This is a genomic window from Mycobacterium sp. E3305 (genome assembly GCF_001666785.1).
In the GTDB taxonomy this organism is placed as follows: Bacteria; Actinomycetota; Actinomycetes; order Mycobacteriales; family Mycobacteriaceae; genus Mycobacterium.
In genome coordinates, this window is the sequence record NZ_LZJA01000132.1 from 36,920 (window position 1) to 56,163 (window position 19,244).

Below are 19,244 nucleotides of genomic sequence, written 5' to 3' on the forward strand. Positions count from 1 at the left end.
CAGTGGGTGGCGCCGGACCCCTGGCCGGGGTGAGGGTGATCGAGCTCGGCGGGATCGGACCGGGCCCCCACGCGGGCATGATGCTCGCCGACCTGGGTGCCGACGTGGTGCGGGTGCGCCGGCCCGGTGGCCTGAAGATGCCGGCCGAAGATCGCGATCTGCTGCATCGCGGGAAGCAGATCGTCGACCTGGACGTCAAGACGCGGCCGGCGGCACTGCTCGATCTCGCCGCCAAGGCCGACGTGCTGTTGGACTGTTTCCGCCCGGGGACCTGTGAGCGACTCGGCATCGGTCCCGACGAGTGCGCGGCGGTCAATCCGCGCCTGATCTTCGCGCGGATCACCGGCTGGGGGCAGGACGGGCCGCTGGCCCGGACGGCGGGCCACGACATCAACTACCTGTCGCGGACCGGCGCGCTCTCCGCGCTGGGCCACGCCGACCGGCCGCCGATGCCGCCGCTGAACCTGGTCGCCGACTTCGGTGGCGGCTCGATGCTGGTGCTGCTCGGCATCGCCGTCGCGCTTTATGAACGGGAACGTTCGGGCCGGGGTCAGGTCATCGACGCGGCGATGGTGGACGGCGTCAGCCTGCTCGCCCAGATGATGTGGACCATGAAGTCGACCGGGGCGCTCAGGGACCGGCGCGAGTCGTTTCTGCTCGACGGCGGCGCTCCCTTCTATCGCTGTTATGAGACCGCCGACGGCAAGTACATGGCGGTCGGCGCCATCGAGCCGCAGTTCTTCGCGGCGTTGCTGACCGGGCTCGGCCTGTCGGCCGACGAGGTCCCCGGCCAGCTCGACGTCGGGTCCTACCCGCGGATGTACGACGTCTTCACGAAGCGATTCGCCAGCCGCACCCGTGACGAGTGGACGGCCACATTCGCCGGCACCGATGCGTGCGTCACCCCGGTGCTGACGTGGAGCGAAGCGGCGGCCGACGAGCACTTGAGGGCACGGTCCACCGTGATCACCGAGGACGGCGTCGACCAGGCCGCCCCGGGCCCCCGCTTCTCCCGCACCCCGGCGGCACCGGTCGGACGGCCGCCCGCGGCCACCACGCCACTTAGCGAAATCGACTGGTAGCCAGCGTTTTTACGCCGAATCGATCCGGATGCGGGTCGTTGTTGCTAGGTTGAGCTCAGTGGCCGTAAAAGCATCACGCGAATTTGTCGTCGACGCGCCGCCCGAAGTGGTCATGGAGGCGCTGACAGATGTCCGCGTCCTGTCGTCGTGGTCGCCCCTGCACAAAGACATCGAAGTGATCGACCGTTATCCCGACGGCCGTCCCCACCACGTCAAAACCACCATCAAGATCCTGGGGCTCGTCGACAAAGAGATCCTGGAATATCACTGGGGCCCCGACTGGGTCGTCTACGACGCCAAAGGGACTTCCCAGCAGCACGGCCAGCACGTCGAATACAACCTCACGCCCGAGGGCCTCGACAAGACCCGGGTGCGGTTCGACGTGACGGTCGAACCCGGCCGGCCGATGCCCGCCTTCATCGTCCGGCGGGCCAGCGAAAGCGTGCTCGACTCGGCGGTAAAGGGATTGTGCGAATTGGTAAAGCACGTCGACGGTACAGCCGAGTCGGAATAGTCGGCGGCACGCATTTTTGCCTTCGGGACGGCCGGAGCGGTTGCTAACTTATTAGCAGTGGCCGTTCAAGCATCGTCGGAAATTGTGATCGACGCGCCTCCGGAGGTGATCCTGGAGGCGCTGGCCGACATGGACGCCGTGCCGTCATGGTCGCCGGTGCACAAGCGGGTGGAGGTCGTCGACAAATATCCCGACGGGCGGCCGCACCACGTGAAGGTCACCATCGCGGTGACCGGCATTCACGACACCGAATTGCTGGAATACCACTGGGGCCCGGACTGGATGGTGTGGGACGCCGCCAAGACCGCCCAGCAACGGGGTCAGCACGGGGAGTACAACCTGAGCCGCGTGAGCGACGACAAGACGCGGGTCCGATTCACCATCACGGTCGAACCCTGGGCGCCGCTGCCCGAATTCTGGGTCAACCGGGCACGCAAGAAAATCCTCCATGCCGCGCTGGAGGGCCTGCGAAAGCGGGTGACCGAGGGCTACGGCCCGGCCGGGTCACCGTAGGACGGCCAACCGCCTGATCGCCTCGTCGAGGGTGTCCTCGTGTTTGCAAAAAGTGAAGCGCACCAAGTGATTCCACACTTTGGCTTGGGCCGACGCGTGCGCGGCGGCCGGGTCGCAGAACGGCGACAGCGGGATGGCGGCCACCCCCGCCTTCTCCGGAAGCGCCGCGCAGAACGCGGCGCTGTCGTCGTAGCCCAGCGGCCGCGGGTCGGCGCACAGGAAGTACGTGCCCGCGCTGTCGTGCACCTCGAAGCCGATCTCCGACAGCCCGGCGGCCAGCCGGTCGCGACGGGCCTGCAGCGAGCGGCGCAACTCGGCGACCCACGCGTCCTCGGTGTCGAGGGCGAGGGCCACCGCCGGCTGGAACGGCGCGCCGCCGACGTAGCTCAGGTACTGTTTGGCCGCCCGCACCCCGGCGATGAGTTGTGCTGGGCCGCAAGCCCATCCGATCTTCCAGCCGGTGCAGTTGAACATCTTGGCCGCGCTGGAGATGGTGACGGTGCGCTCGGCCATGCCGGCGAAGCCGGCCAGCGGCAGGTGCCGGTGGTGATCGAACACCAGGTGCTCGTACACCTCGTCGGTGATCACCAAGAGGTCGGCGGCGACCGCGACCTCGGCGATGGCGGCGAGCTCGGTGGCGCTGAGCACCGTGCCGGTCGGGTTGTGCGGCGAGTTGACGATCAGCGCGCGGGTGCGTGGCGTCACCGCCCGGCGCAGCGCGTCGGCGTCCAAGGCGAAGCCGCGGCCGTGGGGGACCAGGGGGACGGCCACCCGGTCCGCGCCGGCCATCGCCAGCACCGGCGAGTAGGAATCGTAGAACGGCTCGACGAGCAGCACCTCCGAGCCGGGCTCGATCAGGCCGAGCACCGCCGACGCGATGGCCTCGGTCGCCCCGACCGTCACCAGCACCTCGGTGTCGGGGTCGTACTCGATGCCGAAGTGCCGCCGCCGCTGGGCGGCGATGGCGTGCCGCAGCGACTCCACGCCGATGCCGGGCGGGTACTGGTTGTTCCCCTCGGCAATGGCATCTTGGGCCGCCTTCAACATGGCCGCGGGGCCGTCCTCGTCGGGGAAGCCCTGGCCCAGGTTGACCGCACCGACCCGCGCGGCCAGCGCCGACATCTCGGCGAACACCGTGGTCGCGTATGGACGCAGTCGCGACACCGTCATGCTGGTCGAGCTTAGGGGTCGCCAGGACTCGAACGTCACGCCAGCGTGGCGCTCGCGTGCGGCGGCCACGCTGGCGTGACGCTCGGCAGGCTTTACCAGCGGCGATCGGCCCAACCAACAGGTTGGCCGGGCACTTTGTTAGGGTGCGGTATCCGGACCTACCTTTAATACGGATCCGAAACCCACTTGTGAAGAGGAACTCGACATGTCCGAAGAAGCCTTCATCTACGAGGCCATCCGCACGCCGCGGGGCAAGCAACGCAACGGCTCGCTGAACGAGGTCAAGCCGGTGAACCTGGTCGTCGGGCTGGTCGACGAGCTGCGCCGGCGCAACCCCGACCTCGACGAGAACCTGATCAGCGACCTGATCCTCGGCGTGGTGTCCCCGGTCGGTGACCAGGGCGGCGACATCGCCCGCACCGCGGCGCTGGTGGCGGGGCTGCCCGAGACCACCGGCGGCGTGCAGCTCAACCGGTTCTGCGCCTCGGGCCTCGAAGCCGTCAACACCGCCGCGCAGAAGGTGCGCTCCGGCTGGGACGACCTGGTGCTGGCCGGCGGTGTCGAGTCGATGAGCCGCGTTCCGATGGGCTCCGACGGCGGCGCCTGGGCGACCGACCCCGAGACCAACTACCGGATCGGCTTCGTGCCGCAGGGCATCGGTGCCGACCTGATCGCCACCATCGAGGGCTTCTCCCGCGAGGACGTCGACGCGTACGCGCTGCGGTCGCAGCAGAAGGCCGCCGAGGCCTGGTCGGGCGGCTACTTCGCCAAGTCGGTCATTCCGGTGCGCGACCAGAACGGCCTGGTCATCCTGGACCACGACGAGCACATGCGGCCCGACACCACGATGGAGGGCCTGGCCAAGCTGAAGACCGCGTTCGACGGCATCGGCGAGATGGGCGGCTTCGACGACGTGGCGCTGCAGAAATACCACTACGTCGAGAAGATCAACCACGTCCACACCGGCGGCAACAGCTCGGGCATCGTCGACGGGGCCGCGCTGGTGCTGGTCGGCTCCGAGGCCGCCGGCAAGTCGCAGGGCCTGACCCCCCGCGCGCGCATCGTCGCCACCGCGACCAGCGGGTCCGACCCGGTCATCATGCTGACCGGCCCGACCCCGGCCACCCAGAAGGTCCTCGACCGCGCCGGGCTGACCGTCGACGACATCGATCTGTTCGAGCTGAACGAGGCGTTCGCGTCGGTGGTGCTGAAGTTCCAGAAGGACCTCAACATCCCGGACGAGAAGCTGAACGTCAATGGTGGCGCCATCGCGATGGGCCACCCGCTGGGCGCCACCGGCGCCATGATCACCGGCACCATGGTCGACGAGCTCGAGCGCCGCAACGCGCGTCGCGCGCTGATCACGCTGTGCATCGGCGGCGGCATGGGCGTCGCCACCATCATCGAGAGGGTTTAGGACCATGGCAGAGAACACCATCACTTGGGACAAGGATGCCGACGGCATCGTCACGCTGACGCTCGACGACCCCACCGGGTCGGCGAACGTGATGAACGAGCACTACAAGGAGTCGATGCACAAAGCCGTCGAACGCCTTGTGGCGGAGAAGGATTCGGTCACCGGCGTGGTGATCACCAGCGCCAAGAAGACGTTCTTCGCCGGTGGCGACCTCAAGAGCATGATCAACGCCGGCCCCGAGAACGCCGGCGACGTCTTCACCGAGGTCGAGGACATCAAGCGCGACCTGCGCACGCTGGAGACCCTGGGCAAGCCGGTCGTGGCCGCCATCAACGGCGCCGCGCTCGGCGGCGGACTGGAGATCGCGCTGGCCTGCCACCACCGCATCGCCGCCGACGTCAAGGGCAGCCAGCTGGGCCTGCCCGAGGTGACGCTGGGCCTGCTGCCCGGTGGTGGCGGGGTCACCCGCACCGTGCGGATGTTCGGCATCCAGAACGCGTTCATGAACATCCTGTCGCAGGGCACCCGTTTCAAGCCGGCGAAGGCGAAGGAGATGGGGCTGGTCGACGAGCTGGTCGGCTCGGTCGAGGAACTGGTGCCCGCCGCCAAGGCGTGGATCAAGGCCAACCCCGACTCGCACACCCAGCCGTGGGACGCCAAGGGCTACAAGATGCCTGGCGGTACCCCGTCCAGCCCCGCGCTGGCCGGCATCCTGCCGTCGTTCCCGGCGCTGCTGAAGAAGCAGCTCAAGGGTGCGCCGATGCCCGCTCCGCGGGCCATCCTGGACGCGGCCGTCGAGGGCGCGCAGGTGGACTTCGACACGGCCACCCGCATCGAGAGCCGCTACTTCACCCAGCTGGTCACCGGCCAGGTCGCCAAGAACATGATCCAGGCGTTCTTCTTCGACCTGCAGCACATCAACGGCGGTGGCTCGCGACCCGACGGCATCGAGCCGGTCAAGATCAACAAGATCGGCGTGCTGGGCGCGGGCATGATGGGCGCGGGCATCGCGTACGTCTCGGCCAAGGCCGGTTTCGACGTGGTGCTCAAGGACGTCAGCATCGAGGCCGCCCAGAAGGGCAAGGGCTACTCGGAAAAGCTTGAGGCCAAGGCGCTTCAGCGCGGTAAGACCACCGAGGAGAAGAGCAAGGCGCTGCTGGACCGCATCACGCCGTCCGCCGACCCCGCCGACTTCAAGGGCGTCGACTTCGTCATCGAGGCGGTCTTCGAGAACCAGGACCTCAAGCACAAGGTGTTCCAGGAGATCGAGGACATCGTCGAACCCAACGCGCTGCTCGGGTCCAACACCTCGACGCTGCCGATCACCGGTCTGGCGACCGGCGTCAAGCGCCAGGAAGACTTCATCGGGATCCACTTCTTCTCTCCGGTGGACAAGATGCCGCTGGTCGAAATCATCAAGGGCGAGAAGACTTCTGACGAGGCGCTGGCCCGGGTGTTCGACTACACGCTGGCCATCGGCAAGACCCCGATCGTCGTCAACGACAGCCGCGGCTTCTTCACCAGCCGCGTCATCGGCACCTTCGTGAACGAGGCCCTGGCGATGCTGGGCGAGGGCGTGGAGCCCGCCAGCATCGAGCACGCCGGCTCACAGGCCGGCTACCCGGCGCCGCCGCTGCAGCTCTCGGACGAGCTCAACCTGGAGCTGATGCACAAGATCGCCGCGGCCACCCGCAAGGGCGTCGAGGACGCCGGCGGCACCTACGAGCCGCACCCGGCGGAGGCGGTCGTGGAGAAGATGATCGAGATCGGCCGCCCGTCGCGGCTCAAGGGCGCGGGCTTCTACGAGTACGTCGACGGCAAGCGCACCCGGTTGTGGCCGGGCCTGCGGGAGACGTTCAAGTCGGGCAGCGCGCAGATCCCGTTGCAGGACATGATCGATCGGATGCTGTTCGCCGAGGCGCTGGAAACCCAGAAGTGCCTCGACGAGGGCGTGTTGACGTCGACCGCCGACGCCAACATCGGTTCGATCATGGGCATCGGGTTCCCGCCGTATACCGGTGGCAGCGCGCAGTTCATCGTCGGCTACGAGGGTGCGGGAGGGACCGGCAAGGAAGCGTTCGTGGCGCGGGCACGCGAGCTGGCCGCCAAGTACGGTGACCGCTTCCTGCCGCCGGACTCGCTGACCTAGTTTCAGTCGCAAAAACCCCCGAAGCCGTTGGCCTCGGGGGCTTTTGCGTGGCGTGGTCCCGCGAGACTTAAACCATGGCGGTGCGTTACGGCGTGTCGTCGCCGTGGTTTAAGTGTCGCGGCAATGGAAGGGGCGGTACCGCGTCGGCGGCCTCAACCGGAGGCGGCGGCGATCCTGCGCCATTGCTCGCGCGGGAACGCCTTCGGGTCCTCCAGCAGCACTTGCACGCACACGTGGTCGGCGCCCGCCGACCGATGCTCGTCGACCCTGCGCATGATCGCCCCTTCGTCGCCCCACGCGATGATGGCATCGAAGAGACGGTCGCTCACCTGCGCCAGGTCGTCTTCGGAGAACCCGCTGCGCAGCAGGTTGTTGGCGTAGTTGGGCAAAGCCAAATACGCACGCAGCCAATCGGTTCCGATTCGCCGCGCTTCGTCGGCGCTGGCGGTCAGGATCACCGTCTGCTCGGGCAGCAGCAGGGGGCCGTCACCCAGAGTCGCGCGAGCGGAGGCTGTGTGGTCGGGCGTGACGAGATAAGGATGCGCGCCGCGGGACCGTTCCGCCGACAGGGTCAGCATCTTGGGGCCGAGCGCGGCGAGCACCCGGTTCTCGGCGGGCACCGGCCGCACGGCGGCATCCAGCCCGTCCAGGAACGACGCCGTCGCCGCCAGCGGCTTGCGGTAGCGCCCGGGCTGGCCGGCGTCGATGAGCGGCGCGTGGCTGACGCCGATGCCGAGCAGGAACCGGTCCCCGTGCTCGTCGGTGAGTGCCGCGTAGGACTCGGCGACGTCGCCGGGTGCATGCATCCACAGGTTGAGGATCCCGGTCGCGACCACGGTCCGCTCGGTCGCGGCGAGCAGGTTGCCGACGGCGTCGAACACCGGTCCGCCGACGTCGGGTATCCACAGCGCGGGGAAACCCAACTCGTCCAATTCCGCTGCCGCCTCGGCGGATTCGGACGGATCGCCGTAGCGCAGTTGACTGCTCCAGATTCCCACACCGGCTAGTTCCATCGGCGGTTGTTCCTTTCGTTCGCTTGTCGGTCGGTCGCGCTGTAGTCGGGCACCGGCATCGAGTCGTGCATCCGGACGCCCTTGGCGTTCAGCTTGGCCAGCGACCGCGACAACGATCCGGGCATGGCCGAGACCAGCTGCGCGCCGCGGGTCAACGCCCACACGCCGAACCGCGACCCGGGAATGATGCCCTTGGCGGCACCGCGGGCGAACGCGCGGCTCTGGTGTACCGGCTCGCGCATCTGCAGTTCGTAGGCGGAGAACGCGCGCAGGAGGTCACCGTCGGCCTGGGCGAGCTCGCCGGCCAGTACGTAGGCGCCGAGCACCGCGAGGCTGGTACTGCCCCCGACCGCCGGGCCGGGGCAATATCCCGCGTCGCCGACGAGGGTGACCCGCCGACGTGACCATCGGTCCAGTCGCAGTTGGCTGATGGAGTCGAAGTAGAAGGCGGGCGTGCTGTCGACTTCGGCTAGCCAATCGTCCACCTGCTCGTGCATATCGGCGAACGCCGAACGCAATAAGTCCTTCTGCCGCAACGCATCCCGGTGGTCATAGTCGAGTTCACGGCTACTGCGGAACAGGAAGACGGCGCGCGCGTCGTCGAGGTGCTCGGCGGTGTAGATGGCCGCGAGGCGGCCCACGCCGACGTGGCAGGTCATCTCGCCGCGGCCGGCGAGCGCCTTGGGTGCCGACACCACCGCCAGATAGCCGCCGAGGAACCGGGTTAGGTTGGCTTCATCGCCGAAGGTCAGCTGACGGACGTTGGAGTGCAGCCCGTCGGCGCCGACGACGACGTCGAACCGGCGGGCGGGGCCGTGCTCGAACGTCACCTCGCCGTCATGGTCGATCGCGGTGATCGCGTCACCGAACAGGTACTCGACGTCGTCGCGACCGGCGTCGTAATAGATTTCGCTGAGGTCGTCGCGCATGATCTCCACATGCCGGTCCGACGTGGCGGCGTAGATCTTGGTGAGATCGATCTCGAAGGGCCGCGCGCGACCTTCCCGACGCATGATCATGCGGTTCGTTCCGGTGGCGAGCGCTTCGATCCGGGGCAGGACGCCCATCTTCGCCGAAATCTCCATCGCGGGGCGGAACAGGTCGACGGCGTGACCGCCGGTCTTGCGCAGGGCGGGTGCCCGCTCGACGACGGTGACGTCGAAGCCGCGACGGGTCAGCCAGTACGCCAGCACCGGTCCGGCGATGCTGGCACCGGAGACCAGGACCCGCATGACGACCTCCCGCTTGCTCGACGATGGGTAAGCCTAGCGGCGGGTCTGGCCCAACGACCGGGCTAGAGTCCGTTGTTATGCGCTTCGGTCTCTTCATCCCCCAGGGCTGGCGAATGGATCTGGTCGACATCGAACCGGAGAAGCACTGGGCGGTGATGCGCGACCTGGCCACCTACGCCGACAACGGCGCCTGGGACTCACTGTGGGTGTACGACCACTTTCACACCGTCCCGATGCCGACCGACGAAGCCACCCACGAGGCGTGGTCGCTGATGGCCGCGTACGCGGCGGTCACGTCGCGGATCAAACTCGGCCAGATGTGCACTGCGATGAGCTACCGCAACCCGGTGTACCTGGCCAAGGTCGCGGCGACCGCCGACATCATCTCCGGTGGGCGGATCCAGATGGGCATCGGCGGTGGCTGGTACGAACACGAATGGCGCGCTTACGGTTACGGATTTCCCTCGGCGGGCGTACGGCTGGGCCGGCTGGACGAGGGCGTGCGGATAATGCGGGATGCCTGGCGCGACGGCAAGGTCAGCTTCGACGGTAAGCACTACCAGGTCAACGGCGCGATCGTTGCCCCCAAACCGCTGCAGGACAATGGGATTCCGCTGTGGATTGCCGGCGGCGGCGAAAAGGTGACTCTGCGCATCGCAGCGCAATACGCGCAATACACCAACTTCACACCGGAGCCCGAGGCCTTCGCGCACAAGTCGGAAGTGCTGGCCCAGCATTGTCGGCGGCTGGGTACCGACTTCGATGCCATCGTGCGTTCGGCCAACGTCAACGCCGTTGTCGGGACGTCGGACGCCGACGTCCAGGACCGGCTCCAGCGGGTCCGCGACCGCCTCGTCCGCCATGTGCCGGAGGCGGCCGCGGATGCGATGCTCGCCGCCGGCAGCGGACCCGATTCGGCGACGGGCACGCCGGAACAGGTGATCGAGCGGATGGCCAAGTTGCGCGACCTCGGGTGCGAGTACGCCATCTGCTATTTCCCGGAGGCGGCCTACGATCGGTCCGGCATCGAGTTGTTCGAGCGCGAGGTCATCCCGGCGCTGAGCTAGACATCGGACGTGGCGTATCTCGTCTTGACCGGAGGGACGGCCAGCAGAGGAGGAAGCTCGGTCAGCTTCCCCTCGCCCGCCCGGAACGCGCGGTACGCCTCGTCGTGCTCGACCGAGTCCCACAGTTCATAGATCAGCCAGTGCGCTTCGTCGTCCTCGTCGACGAGCACGTCGGTGCGGACGTTCCCGGCAAACGCCCGGGTGTCGCGCAACGCGCGGCCCATGACGTCGCGCGCCTGCGGCACCGCGTCGGGCTTGAACTTCAGTTCGAGTATCACCGTGACTGGCATGGTCTCAACGATATCCGCGGGTCGCGGGGGCGCCCGATCAATTAGCGAGAATGCGGTTTCCACTTTTCGGAAAGCTGTTATACGGTTCAGTGAGCAACATTCTGTAGGCGCACCGTGGACGCTTCTGGAGGATCCCCCGATGCAAAAGGCACTCGCCCCCGAGATCTCTACCTGGCCCGATGAGAGCCCACAGCTGATCGGCAGCCGGTGCGGCAGTTGTGGAGCCACCACCTTCCCGGTCCAGCAGTGGTGCCCGCGCTGCAGCCTCGGGGAGATGACCGATGTGCTGCTGCCGCGCCGCGGGACACTGGTCGCGTGGACCACCCAGGGCTTTCCGCCCGGGGCCCCGTACGCAGGCCCGACGGGCAAGGACTTCGTGCCGTTCGGCGTCGGACTGGTCCAACTCGACGACGTAATCCGAGTCGAGGGGCGGCTGACCGAGAACGACCCGGCCGAGTTGCAATTCGGCCAGGAGGTCGAGCTGACGATCGTCCCGCTCACCACCGACGAAGAGGGCACCGAAATCATGACGTTCGCGTTCCGGCCGATCGCAACTTCTCCGGAAGGAGCCTGAGATGACCAACGATGTCGCCATCATCGGCGTGGGCCTGCACCCGTTCGGCCGGTTCGACAAGACCGCAATGCAGATGGGCGCCGAGGCCATTCAATCCGCGCTGGCCGACGCCGGGGTGGCCTGGAAGGACATCCAGTTCGGCTTCGGCGGCAGCCACGAAGTGTCGAACCCGGACGCGGTCACCCGTCTGGTCGGGTTGACCGGCATCACGTTCACCAACGTGTTCAATGCCTGCGCCACCGCCGCCAGCGCCATCCAGCAGACCGCCGACACCATCCGGCTCGGCAAGTACGACATCGGAATCGCCGTCGGGTTGGACAAGCACCCGCGCGGCGCCTTCACCGACGACCCCGCCAAGCTGGCGCTGCCACAGTGGTACGCGCAGAACGGCCAGTTCGTCACCACCAAGTTCTTCGGCATGAAGGCCAACAAGTACCTGCACGACCACAACATCTCCCAGGCCACGCTCGCCAAGGTGGCGGCCAAGAACTTCCGCAACGGCGCGCTGAACCCGAATGCGTTCCGCCGCAAGCCGATTCCCGAGGAAGAGATTCTCAATTCCGCCGTGCTCAATTACCCCCTGACGCAGTACATGTTCTGCGCGCCCGACGAGGGCGCGGCCGCGGTGATCATGTGTCGGGCCGACATCGCGCACAAGTACACCGACAAGCCGGTGTACGTGCGGGCCTGCGAGATTCGCACCCGCCGGTACGGCGCCTACGAGGTGCACGCCACCTTCGCCCCGCTGGACGAGGACGTCTCCCCGACGGTGTACGCGGCCAAGGCGGCCTACGAGGCCGCCGGCATCGGGCCCGAGGACGTCGATGTCGCGCAGCTGCAGGACACCGACGCCGGCAACGAGGTCATCCACATGGCCGAGACCGGCCTGTGCGCCGACGGCGAACAGGAGAAGCTGCTCGCTGACGGTGCCACCGAGATCCACGGCTCGATGCCTGTCAACACCGACGGCGGGTTGATCGCCAACGGTGAGCCGATCGGCGCGTCGGGGCTGCGGCAGATGCACGAGCTCGTGCGCCAGCTGCGCGGCGAGGCGGGCGAACGTCAGGTGCCCGGCAACCCGCGCGTCGGCCTGGCCCAGGTGTACGGCGCACCCGGCACGGCATCGGCGACCATCCTGTCGCTGTAGTCCGCGACCGCGCGCGGCTCTCGGACCATGCGTGCGTCCCCGGATTTGATATCACCGGTGCTATCAAGTTCGACGAACGTCGCACGGTTCGGAAGAGCTACGCGCACCGCTAAGCGGCGTATTCGGGCAATGCGATGTCGTTTCCGAACTCGCTCCCGACGACCCAATCGGCCAGCAGCGGAACGTTCAGCAGCTTGGACGCCTGGTTGCGCGTCCACAGACCCAGCGCCGTCTTTGGCGCGAACGTGGTGGCGAATGCGCGGGCCGACCGCTGCCGGGCCTCGACGATCGGACGCAGCCGATTCTCATAGCGGCGAAACGCCTCCCGGTGATCGTCTCCCGCGCGGTCAAGTTCGCCCGCCAGTGTGTAGGCCTGCACCATCGCCAGGCCCGTCCCCTCACCCGCCAGCAGCGAGACCGCGCCCGCGGCGTCGCCGACCAGCGCCACCCGCCCGTCCGACCAGTGGTCCATGACGATCTGGCTGGTGCGGTCGAAGTACACGTCGGCTGCCCCGTCGAGTTGGCGCAGGATCTCCGGGCACTCCCAACCCGCATTGCCGAAGACCTGATGCAATGTCGCGTTAACCCCTGACGCATCGTGCGGATCGGGACCGCTCATGTGCTGAGGCGTGAAAATAAAGAGAAACATGGTCTTCTCGTCGCGCATGGCGAATCGGGCGACCATGCGTCCCGGCATGGTGTAGGCAAGGTAGACGAGTTCGTCGCGCGGTTCATAGCCCTTGGTTTCGAATGCCGCGACCCGATAGCCGAGATCCTTCTCGAATCTAGAGGAGGGGCCGAATACCAAGTCCCGCACGGGCGAATGAATGCCACCCGCACCGACGAGCAGATCGAATTGCCGTGAGCCGCCCCCGTCGAGGGTCACCCGCACTCCCGAATCGTTTTGCTCGACGGCGGAAACGCTTTCACCGAAAAGGGTTTCACAATGGTTGTCGATGGAGCGATAGATCATGGCCGACAGGTCACCACGGGGCACGGTGACGAACCGGCCATCAAGGTTGCGCTGGAACACCTCGGCCGCAAAGCCGCCCACCCTACGTGAATCGCGATCTACCAGTCGGACCTCGCGCACGGTGTACCCCGCGGCGTGCAGCTCGGCGGTGAGTCCCATGCGTTCGGCCACGGCGTATCCGCCACCCCAGAAGTCCACCACGTAGCCGCCGGTGCGCAGCCGCGGCGCCTTCTCGATCAGGGTTGGCTCGTGGCCATACCGTGATAGCCAGTACGCGAGCGTTGGGCCGGCGATGCCGGCGCCGACAACGGCGATCTTCATTGTGCCCACCCTCCGGTAATTGGAGTTGGGTCCACTATAGCACTATGAAACAGTTGCACTAGGCAATGTTGGTGGAAATCTTTGCGCCAGTGGCCGATCAGGCGGGACGCTCAGGAAGGTGGATGCGCGGCGCCAGGCCGGGACTATGCGGGCCTTCGCAAACTTGATATCGCCGGTGATATCAATTTCCGCCAACGTCGCATGGCGGCGGAGAGCGCTCGGCTTAAATCGCCGGCCCCAGCAGGTCGTCCGCGTCGCGAATGATGTAACCGTAGCCCTGCTCGGCGAGGAAGCGCTGCCGGTGCGCGGCATACTCCGCGTCCAGGCTGTCGCGGGCCACCACAGAGTAGAAGATGGCGCCACCACCGTCGGCTTTGGGTCGCAGTAACCGGCCCAGCCGCTGCGCTTCCTCCTGACGCGAACCGAAGGTTCCCGAAACCTGCACCGCCACAGAAGCTTCCGGCAGATCGATGGAAAAATTGGCGACCTTGGACACCACCAGTGTGGACACCTCACCCCGGCGGAACGCGTCGAACAGTTCCTCGCGTTCCTTCGTCCGGGTCGACCCCTGGATCACCGGGGCGTTCAGTTCGGCGCCCAGTTCGTCGAGCTGGTCGAGGTAGGCGCCGATCACCAGCGTCTGTTCGCCGGGATGCTTGTCCAGGATCGACCTGACCACCGCGATCTTCGAGTGCGCCGTCGAGCACACCTTGTATCGCTCCTCGGGTTCCGACGTGGCGTAGATCATCCGTTCGTTGTCGGTCATGGTCACCCGCACTTCGACGCACTCGGCCGGCGCGATCCAGCCCTGCGCCTCGATGTCCTTCCACGGGGCGTCGTAGCGCTTCGGGCCGATCAGGGAGAACACGTCGCCCTCGCGGCCGTCTTCACGGACCAGCGTGGCGGTCAGGCCCAGCCGGCGTTTGGATTGCAGGTCGGCGGTCATCCGGAACACGGGCGCGGGCAACAGGTGGACCTCGTCGTAGATGATCAGCCCCCAGTCGCGGCTGTCGAAGAGCTCCAGATGCCGGTACTCGCCCTTGGTGCGCCGGGTGATCATCTGATACGTCGAGATGGTGACGGGCCGGATCTCCTTGCGCTCGCCGGAATATTCGCCGATCTCTTCTTCGGTGAGCGAGGTGCGCGCTACCAGTTCGCGCTTCCACTGCCGTGCCGCGACGATGTTGGTGACCAGGATCAGCGTCGTCGCGCTGGCCTTCGCCATCGCGGCCGCGCCCACCAGTGTCTTGCCCGCCCCGCACGGGAGGACCACCACCCCGGATCCGCCGGCCCAGAACGAATCGGTGGCCATCTGCTGGTAGTCGCGCAGGTGCCAGCCGTCCTGCGCCAGGCTGATCGGGTGCGCCTCGCCGTCCACGTAGCCCGCGAGATCCTCTGCGGGCCAGCCGATCTTGAGCAACATCTGCTTGACCCGGCCGCGCTCGCTGGGGTGCACGACGACGGTGTCGTCGTCGATGCGGGCCCCCAGCATGGGGGCGATCTTCTTGTTGCGCAGCACCTCCTCGAGCACCGCGCGGTCCAGACTGACCAGGGTGAGGCCGTGCGCCGGGTGTTTGACCAACTGCAGGCGGCCGTAGCGGGCCATCGTGTCGACGATGTCGACCAGCAGCGGCTGGGGTACCGCGTAGCGCGAGAAGCTGACCAGCGCGTCGACGACCTGTTCGGCGTCGTGGCCGGCGGCGCGGGCGTTCCACAGCGCCAACGGCGTGATGCGGTAGGTGTGCACGTGCTCGGGCGCGCGCTCCAGCTCGGCGAACGGCGCGATGGCGGCGCGTGCCGCGCCGGCCAGTTCATGGTCGACTTCGAGCAGCACCGTCTTATCGGACTGCACAATCAAGGGGCCGTCAGTCAATGGCCCAACTCCTTCTCATTCCTCGCGGTCGCAACGCATCGCAATCCCATTATCGGCCGTTGGCCGACACCACCGACGTGATGCGGTGGATGGCGAAGTCGCGCAGACGCCCGGACGCCGAGTCGAACGCGGTCAGCTGACCGCCGCGAACGGTGATCGGCGCCACGACACGCTGGGTGGCGACACCCGCGGCATCCAGATAACCGATCACCAGCGTCTCTTGTTCCCTGGCCGCCCGCTGCAACAACGACATGGTGACCGCCGGATCGACGCGATTGTTGCCGAACGGCGCGGCGGTCACCTTGCGCAGCACCGCGACCACGGCGTTGAGGCTCTCGCTGTTGGGTCGTGGCATCGGGCGGTAGGGCCGGCGCTGCTGCGGAGTGGGGACCCGGGCGCCGCGGGGGCGGACGTCGACGACGGCGCCGGTGGAGTCTTCGGCCGCCGGGGCGAAACCCGCCGCGCGCAGCGCGGTCAGCACCTCGGCGATCGGCGCCGGAGACACCGCGACCGTCGGGGCCAGCGCGCGCAGTTGCACCCGGTCGGTCGCGGGTGCGGCGACGGCCTGGGCCAGCAGCGCGGGATCCTCGCAGCGCACGAATGACGTGGCCATGCCGATCCGCAGCTGGCCATGCCGTCTCGCGACATCGTCGATCAGGTAGGTGAGCCCCTGCGGCACAGGCGTTTTGGAGTGTCTGGCGAACAGTCCATGCATCCAGTCGCGGGTCTTTCCCACGTCGAGCGCATGCCGGATCGACGGTTCGCTGATGCGGTAGACCATCGCGGTGCCGGCCGATTCGACCGTGGCCACGGTGGCCAGGTCCTCGGCGAGGTCGCGTTCCAGTGGCCCCGGCACGACGACGGTCAGGTCGGCCTGCACCAGGAAGTAATCGATCGGTTTCGGTAGGGCACGCGCCATCGCGTCGACCGCGGGCTGCGGGCCGGTGCTCTCGTCGAGCAGGGCGCGGCCGGGGGTACTGAGCGCCCCGCGCCCCACCAGGCCCAGCGCGTGGCTCTCGGCGAGCAGATCACCCACGGGTCCGGGCTGTAACCGCTTGGCCCAGCGGGGGCGCCGCCAGATGAGCGCCGCCGACGCTGAAACCGCGTTGACGCCGGCGCCCGAAGGCAACTGGGCCAGCGTGCCCAGCAGCAGCCGGCGATCCAGCGGCGCGGCAGTCGAGTACAGCGCATCGGTAAGGGCGCCATACGGTTTGGCGTCGGGCCCCCGGCTGCCGATCAAGGCCGGCCGGCTCGGCAGGTCCAGCCAGCTGCCGGCCAGCAGCTGCCAGCGCTCCGCGGTGGGCAGCGCGGTGAACCGGTCGGTGGCCACCGTCGGCGCCCAGTACGGCCCGTCGCCGGTGGCCGGTTCGGGGTCGGGCATCCCGCTGGCGATCAAGCCGGCCGCGGCCGCCACCTCGAGGATCAGGCCCAGCCGCGACTCCTCGATGCCCGTCGTCTTGCTGAGCCGCTTGACGTCGCGGATCCCCAGTCCACCGCTGCGCAGCTCCGAAACCGGTGCGGCGGCCAGCGTTTCGATCAGGACGTCGAGCTCTCGCAGCAGGTCGATGGTGGCCCCGGCCGCCGCCGCGTCGACATCGTCGGCGGTGGTCGTCGACACCACCGGGTCGGGTGCGGTCAGCTGCATGGGACCGGCTTGTTCGCCGCGCAGCACCTGCCCGACGTGGCGGGGCAGGATCACGGTCTCGGCGTCGATGCGTCGCAGCAGTCCCATCGCCAGCAGCTGGGGCACCGGCCGGTCCGTGGGAGCGCCGGGCGCGGCGTCACGGGTGCGGCCCATCGGCGAACCCTCGAGGAGCTTCTCCAGCACGTCGAGCTGGGCCTGGTTGAGGTCGTCGATGAGCCGCGCGATCTCCTCGCCCGTGCGGGCGGCGTCCTCGAGGGTGACTTGGCCCGGGTACCAAGGCAGCGCCGTGCCGGCGTCCGGGGCGATGCGGAGCGCGGTGTCGCCCCAGACCAACGCGCGCGCGCGGAGGTCGTCCAGCGCGTCCGCTATGTCGGCGTCGCGAGCGCGCTCGCCGATCAACGCCAGCAGTTTCGTCGTCGGCACCGGCGTGGCGTCGGCCTGCAGCACCAACAGCGCGTCGAGCACCGCGAGCCGCAGGAAGTCGAGCTCGTCGGTGGCGGCCTTGACCGACTGGCGGGCCTGAGCGCGGGCGGCCAGCGCGGCGATGCTGCCGGGCGGGGGCTGGGCGAGGTCCGGCCTCAGCTCCAGCAGTCGGATCAGCCGCTCGTCGGGCAAGTCGGCCAGCCACGACCCCAGCGGGATGTCCGGGGTGTTGTCGGTCATTGCTGACCAGCGTAAAACAGTCGGCGGGTCGCACGTCGGCCACGAATGGCGGGGCCTCCTCGGTCGAACTGCCGATCTTGCACGACATGCGCAGGAGCGACCTGTCAGAATGGACGCCGTGGCTGACACTGCTGAGGGCAAAGCCCGCAAAACCAGGTATGTCGACAACGGGTGGCCGACGACGGACCCCGACGACCACGCGGTGAGCGAACTCGTGACCGACCGCACGGGCGCGTTGTCGCCGTTCGGCGAGCTGGTGTTCCCGCTGCCCTCCACTGACCTGCCCTACCTGCACCCGGTTACCGTCGTTAACCGGTAGGCGCCAGGATGGCTAAGGCCTCCGAGGCCGCCAAGCCCGCGGCGACCTGGGCATCGGGAGAATCCGGCCCGGGCGCGTTGTCACACCTGGACGACCGAGGCGCGGCCCACATGGTCGACGTCAGCGAAAAGGGAACCACGAAGCGCACCGCCGTGGCCGCCGGCGCCTTACACACTTCCCCGCACGTGGTGGAGCTGATCTCGGCCGGAGGGCTCCCCAAGGGCGACGCGCTGGCCACCGCCCGCGTGGCGGGCATCCTCGCGGCCAAGCGCACCAGTGAGCTGATCCCGCTCTGCCACCAGTTGGCGCTCACGGGAGTCGACGTGGAATTCACGGTGGGACCCGCCGACATCGAGATCATCGCGACCGTTCGCAGCACCGACCGCACGGGGGTGGAGATGGAGGCGCTGACCGCTGTCAGTGTGGCAGGCCTGACGCTGTACGACATGATCAAAGCTGTGGATCCTGCCGCGCGCCTCGACGACATTCGGGTGCTGCGCAAGGAAGGCGGCAAGACCGGAACTTGGGTGCGGTGATGGGCACCCGATCCGCCCGCGTCATCATCGCCTCGACCCGCGCGTCCGCCGGGGTATACGACGATCGCTGCGGGCCCATCATCGCGGAATGGCTTGCAGAGCGCGGGTTTTCGTTTGCCGAGCCGGCGGTGGTCGCCGACGGTGAGCCCGTCGGCGAGGCCCTGCGCAAGGCGGTCGACGACGGCGTCGACGTCGTCATCACGTCGGGCGGCACCGGTATCTCGCCCAGCGACGGCACGCCCGACCAGACCGTCGCCGTGCTGGACTACATGATCCCGGGGCTGGCCGACGCGATCCGCCGGTCGGGCCTGCCGAAGGTGCCCACGTCGGTGTTGTCCCGAGGGGTGTGCGGTGTGGCGGGACGGACCCTGATCGTCAACCTGCCCGGTTCGCCCGGTGGCGTGCGGGACGGCCTGGGCGTGCTCGACGACGTGCTCGATCACGCGCTCGATCAACTCGCCGGCGGAGACCACCTTGGCCAACACCTCTTCGGCCGACGGATGCGCGGAGTACTCCAGCCGCACCACCCGCCGTCCGCCGTCGTGGTCGCGAATCATGCCGACGAAGCCGACGACAGCCCCCGCCGACTGATGGGCCACGAGCTCTTCGTGCTCGGCCAGGAAGATCGGGTGATCGGTCATGGCCGCACGGACGACCAGCGTCATCGCTGGTGGTCTCCGCCGGCGAGTTGATCGAGCGCGTGATCGAGCACGTCGTCGAGCACGCCCAGGCCGTCCCGCACGCCA

Annotated in this window: 17 protein-coding genes and 2 pseudogenes; 11 read left to right on the plus strand and 8 right to left on the minus strand. The window is 68.0% G+C overall.

Going from position 1 to position 19,244, the window contains the following annotated elements; genetic code table 11:
• Positions 1 to 2: 2 nt before the first annotated feature.
• The 3 genes from A5701_RS12395 to A5701_RS12405 are packed head-to-tail and all read left to right on the plus strand — an operon-like array spanning position 3 to position 2,109.
• The gene (locus A5701_RS12395; protein WP_067753351.1) at positions 3 to 1,082 is read left to right on the plus strand and encodes a CaiB/BaiF CoA-transferase family protein; all 1,080 of its coding nucleotides are present in this window, start codon (positions 3 to 5) and stop codon (positions 1,080 to 1,082) included.
• Between the two features lie 58 nt (positions 1,083 to 1,140).
• Entirely contained in the window at positions 1,141 to 1,596 is a 456-nt protein-coding gene (locus tag A5701_RS12400) for an SRPBCC family protein (protein ID WP_067753354.1), read from the plus strand.
• A gap of 57 nt (positions 1,597 to 1,653) precedes the next feature.
• Positions 1,654 to 2,109: an SRPBCC family protein gene (locus A5701_RS12405; protein WP_082950154.1), complete on the plus strand. Its 456-nt coding sequence runs from the start codon at positions 1,654 to 1,656 to the stop codon at positions 2,107 to 2,109.
• Here A5701_RS12405 and A5701_RS12410 read toward each other — a convergent pair.
• Positions 2,101 to 3,279, minus strand: coding sequence for a pyridoxal phosphate-dependent aminotransferase (locus A5701_RS12410; RefSeq protein ID WP_067753357.1), 1,179 nt, complete (start codon positions 3,277 to 3,279; stop codon positions 2,101 to 2,103). The genes A5701_RS12405 and A5701_RS12410 overlap by 9 nt on opposite strands.
• Positions 3,280 to 3,484: 205 nt before the next feature.
• Here A5701_RS12410 and A5701_RS12415 point away from each other — a divergent pair, with 205 nt between their 5' ends.
• Both A5701_RS12415 and A5701_RS12420 read left to right on the plus strand, forming a co-directional pair.
• Complete coding sequence (locus tag A5701_RS12415; protein ID WP_067753360.1) at positions 3,485 to 4,696, plus strand: acetyl-CoA C-acetyltransferase; 1,212 nt, start codon at positions 3,485 to 3,487, stop codon at positions 4,694 to 4,696.
• Between the two features lie 4 nt (positions 4,697 to 4,700).
• The gene (locus A5701_RS12420) at positions 4,701 to 6,845 is read left to right on the plus strand and encodes a 3-hydroxyacyl-CoA dehydrogenase NAD-binding domain-containing protein (protein ID WP_067753363.1); all 2,145 of its coding nucleotides are present in this window, start codon (positions 4,701 to 4,703) and stop codon (positions 6,843 to 6,845) included.
• Between the two features lie 152 nt (positions 6,846 to 6,997).
• On the opposite strand, the gene A5701_RS12425 is transcribed toward A5701_RS12420, so the two are convergent.
• Together A5701_RS12425 and A5701_RS12430 are read right to left on the minus strand one after the other, a co-directional pair.
• Positions 6,998 to 7,858, minus strand: a complete 861-nt coding sequence (locus A5701_RS12425) for an LLM class F420-dependent oxidoreductase (RefSeq protein WP_067753366.1) — start codon at positions 7,856 to 7,858, stop codon at positions 6,998 to 7,000.
• Positions 7,849 to 9,090 (minus strand): FAD-dependent monooxygenase, encoded by a 1,242-nt coding sequence (locus A5701_RS12430; RefSeq protein ID WP_067753369.1) that lies wholly within the window; start codon positions 9,088 to 9,090, stop codon positions 7,849 to 7,851. The genes A5701_RS12425 and A5701_RS12430 overlap by 10 nt, the downstream gene beginning before the upstream one ends.
• A 77-nt stretch (positions 9,091 to 9,167) precedes the next feature.
• Here A5701_RS12430 and A5701_RS12435 point away from each other — a divergent pair, with 77 nt between their 5' ends.
• Positions 9,168 to 10,157: an LLM class F420-dependent oxidoreductase gene (locus A5701_RS12435; protein ID WP_067753373.1), complete on the plus strand. Its 990-nt coding sequence runs from the start codon at positions 9,168 to 9,170 to the stop codon at positions 10,155 to 10,157.
• On the opposite strand, the gene A5701_RS12440 is transcribed toward A5701_RS12435, so the two are convergent.
• A complete protein-coding gene (locus tag A5701_RS12440; RefSeq protein ID WP_067753376.1) occupies positions 10,154 to 10,447 on the minus strand; it encodes a putative quinol monooxygenase in 294 nt (97 codons plus the stop codon). The two genes, A5701_RS12435 and A5701_RS12440, sit on opposite strands and share 4 nt — an antisense overlap.
• A gap of 139 nt (positions 10,448 to 10,586) precedes the next feature.
• On the opposite strand from A5701_RS12440, the gene A5701_RS12445 reads away from it, so the two are divergent.
• On the plus strand, positions 10,587 to 11,021 hold the full coding sequence (locus A5701_RS12445) for a Zn-ribbon domain-containing OB-fold protein (protein ID WP_067753379.1): 435 nt from the start codon (positions 10,587 to 10,589) through the stop codon (positions 11,019 to 11,021).
• Between the two features lies 1 nt (position 11,022).
• Positions 11,023 to 12,168: a thiolase family protein gene (locus A5701_RS12450; protein WP_067753383.1), complete on the plus strand. Its 1,146-nt coding sequence runs from the start codon at positions 11,023 to 11,025 to the stop codon at positions 12,166 to 12,168.
• Positions 12,169 to 12,277: 109 nt separating this feature from the next.
• Here A5701_RS12450 and A5701_RS12455 read toward each other — a convergent pair whose 3' ends face one another.
• The 3 genes from A5701_RS12455 to A5701_RS12465 form a co-directional block, all read right to left on the minus strand.
• Positions 12,278 to 13,462: an FAD-binding domain gene (locus tag A5701_RS12455; RefSeq protein ID WP_067753386.1), complete on the minus strand. Its 1,185-nt coding sequence runs from the start codon at positions 13,460 to 13,462 to the stop codon at positions 12,278 to 12,280.
• A 223-nt stretch (positions 13,463 to 13,685) separates the two neighbouring features.
• Positions 13,686 to 15,335: a DNA repair helicase XPB gene (locus A5701_RS12460; protein WP_067753390.1), complete on the minus strand. Its 1,650-nt coding sequence runs from the start codon at positions 15,333 to 15,335 to the stop codon at positions 13,686 to 13,688.
• Positions 15,336 to 15,384: 49 nt separating this feature from the next.
• On the minus strand, positions 15,385 to 17,643 hold the full coding sequence (locus A5701_RS12465) for a helicase-associated domain-containing protein (protein WP_067753393.1): 2,259 nt from the start codon (positions 17,641 to 17,643) through the stop codon (positions 15,385 to 15,387).
• 118 nt (positions 17,644 to 17,761) lie between these two features.
• Between A5701_RS12465 and A5701_RS12470 the strand changes: the two genes are divergently transcribed.
• The 3 genes and pseudogenes from A5701_RS12470 to A5701_RS12480 form a co-directional block, all read left to right on the plus strand.
• Positions 17,762 to 17,962, plus strand: a complete 201-nt coding sequence (locus A5701_RS12470; RefSeq protein ID WP_139273158.1) for a hypothetical protein — start codon at positions 17,762 to 17,764, stop codon at positions 17,960 to 17,962.
• Positions 17,963 to 17,970: 8 nt separating this feature from the next.
• Complete coding sequence (gene moaC / locus A5701_RS12475; protein ID WP_067753399.1) at positions 17,971 to 18,498, plus strand: cyclic pyranopterin monophosphate synthase MoaC; 528 nt, start codon at positions 17,971 to 17,973, stop codon at positions 18,496 to 18,498.
• A pseudogene (locus tag A5701_RS12480) lies at positions 18,498 to 18,971 on the plus strand (molybdenum cofactor biosynthesis protein B); the annotation flags it as partial. The gene moaC and the pseudogene A5701_RS12480, both read left to right, overlap by 1 nt.
• On the opposite strand, the pseudogene A5701_RS27475 reads toward A5701_RS12480, so the two are convergent.
• A pseudogene (locus tag A5701_RS27475) lies at positions 18,942 to 19,163 on the minus strand (molybdenum cofactor biosynthesis protein MoaE); the annotation flags it as partial. The pseudogenes A5701_RS12480 and A5701_RS27475 overlap by 30 nt on opposite strands.
• Positions 19,164 to 19,244 lie beyond the last annotated feature (81 nt).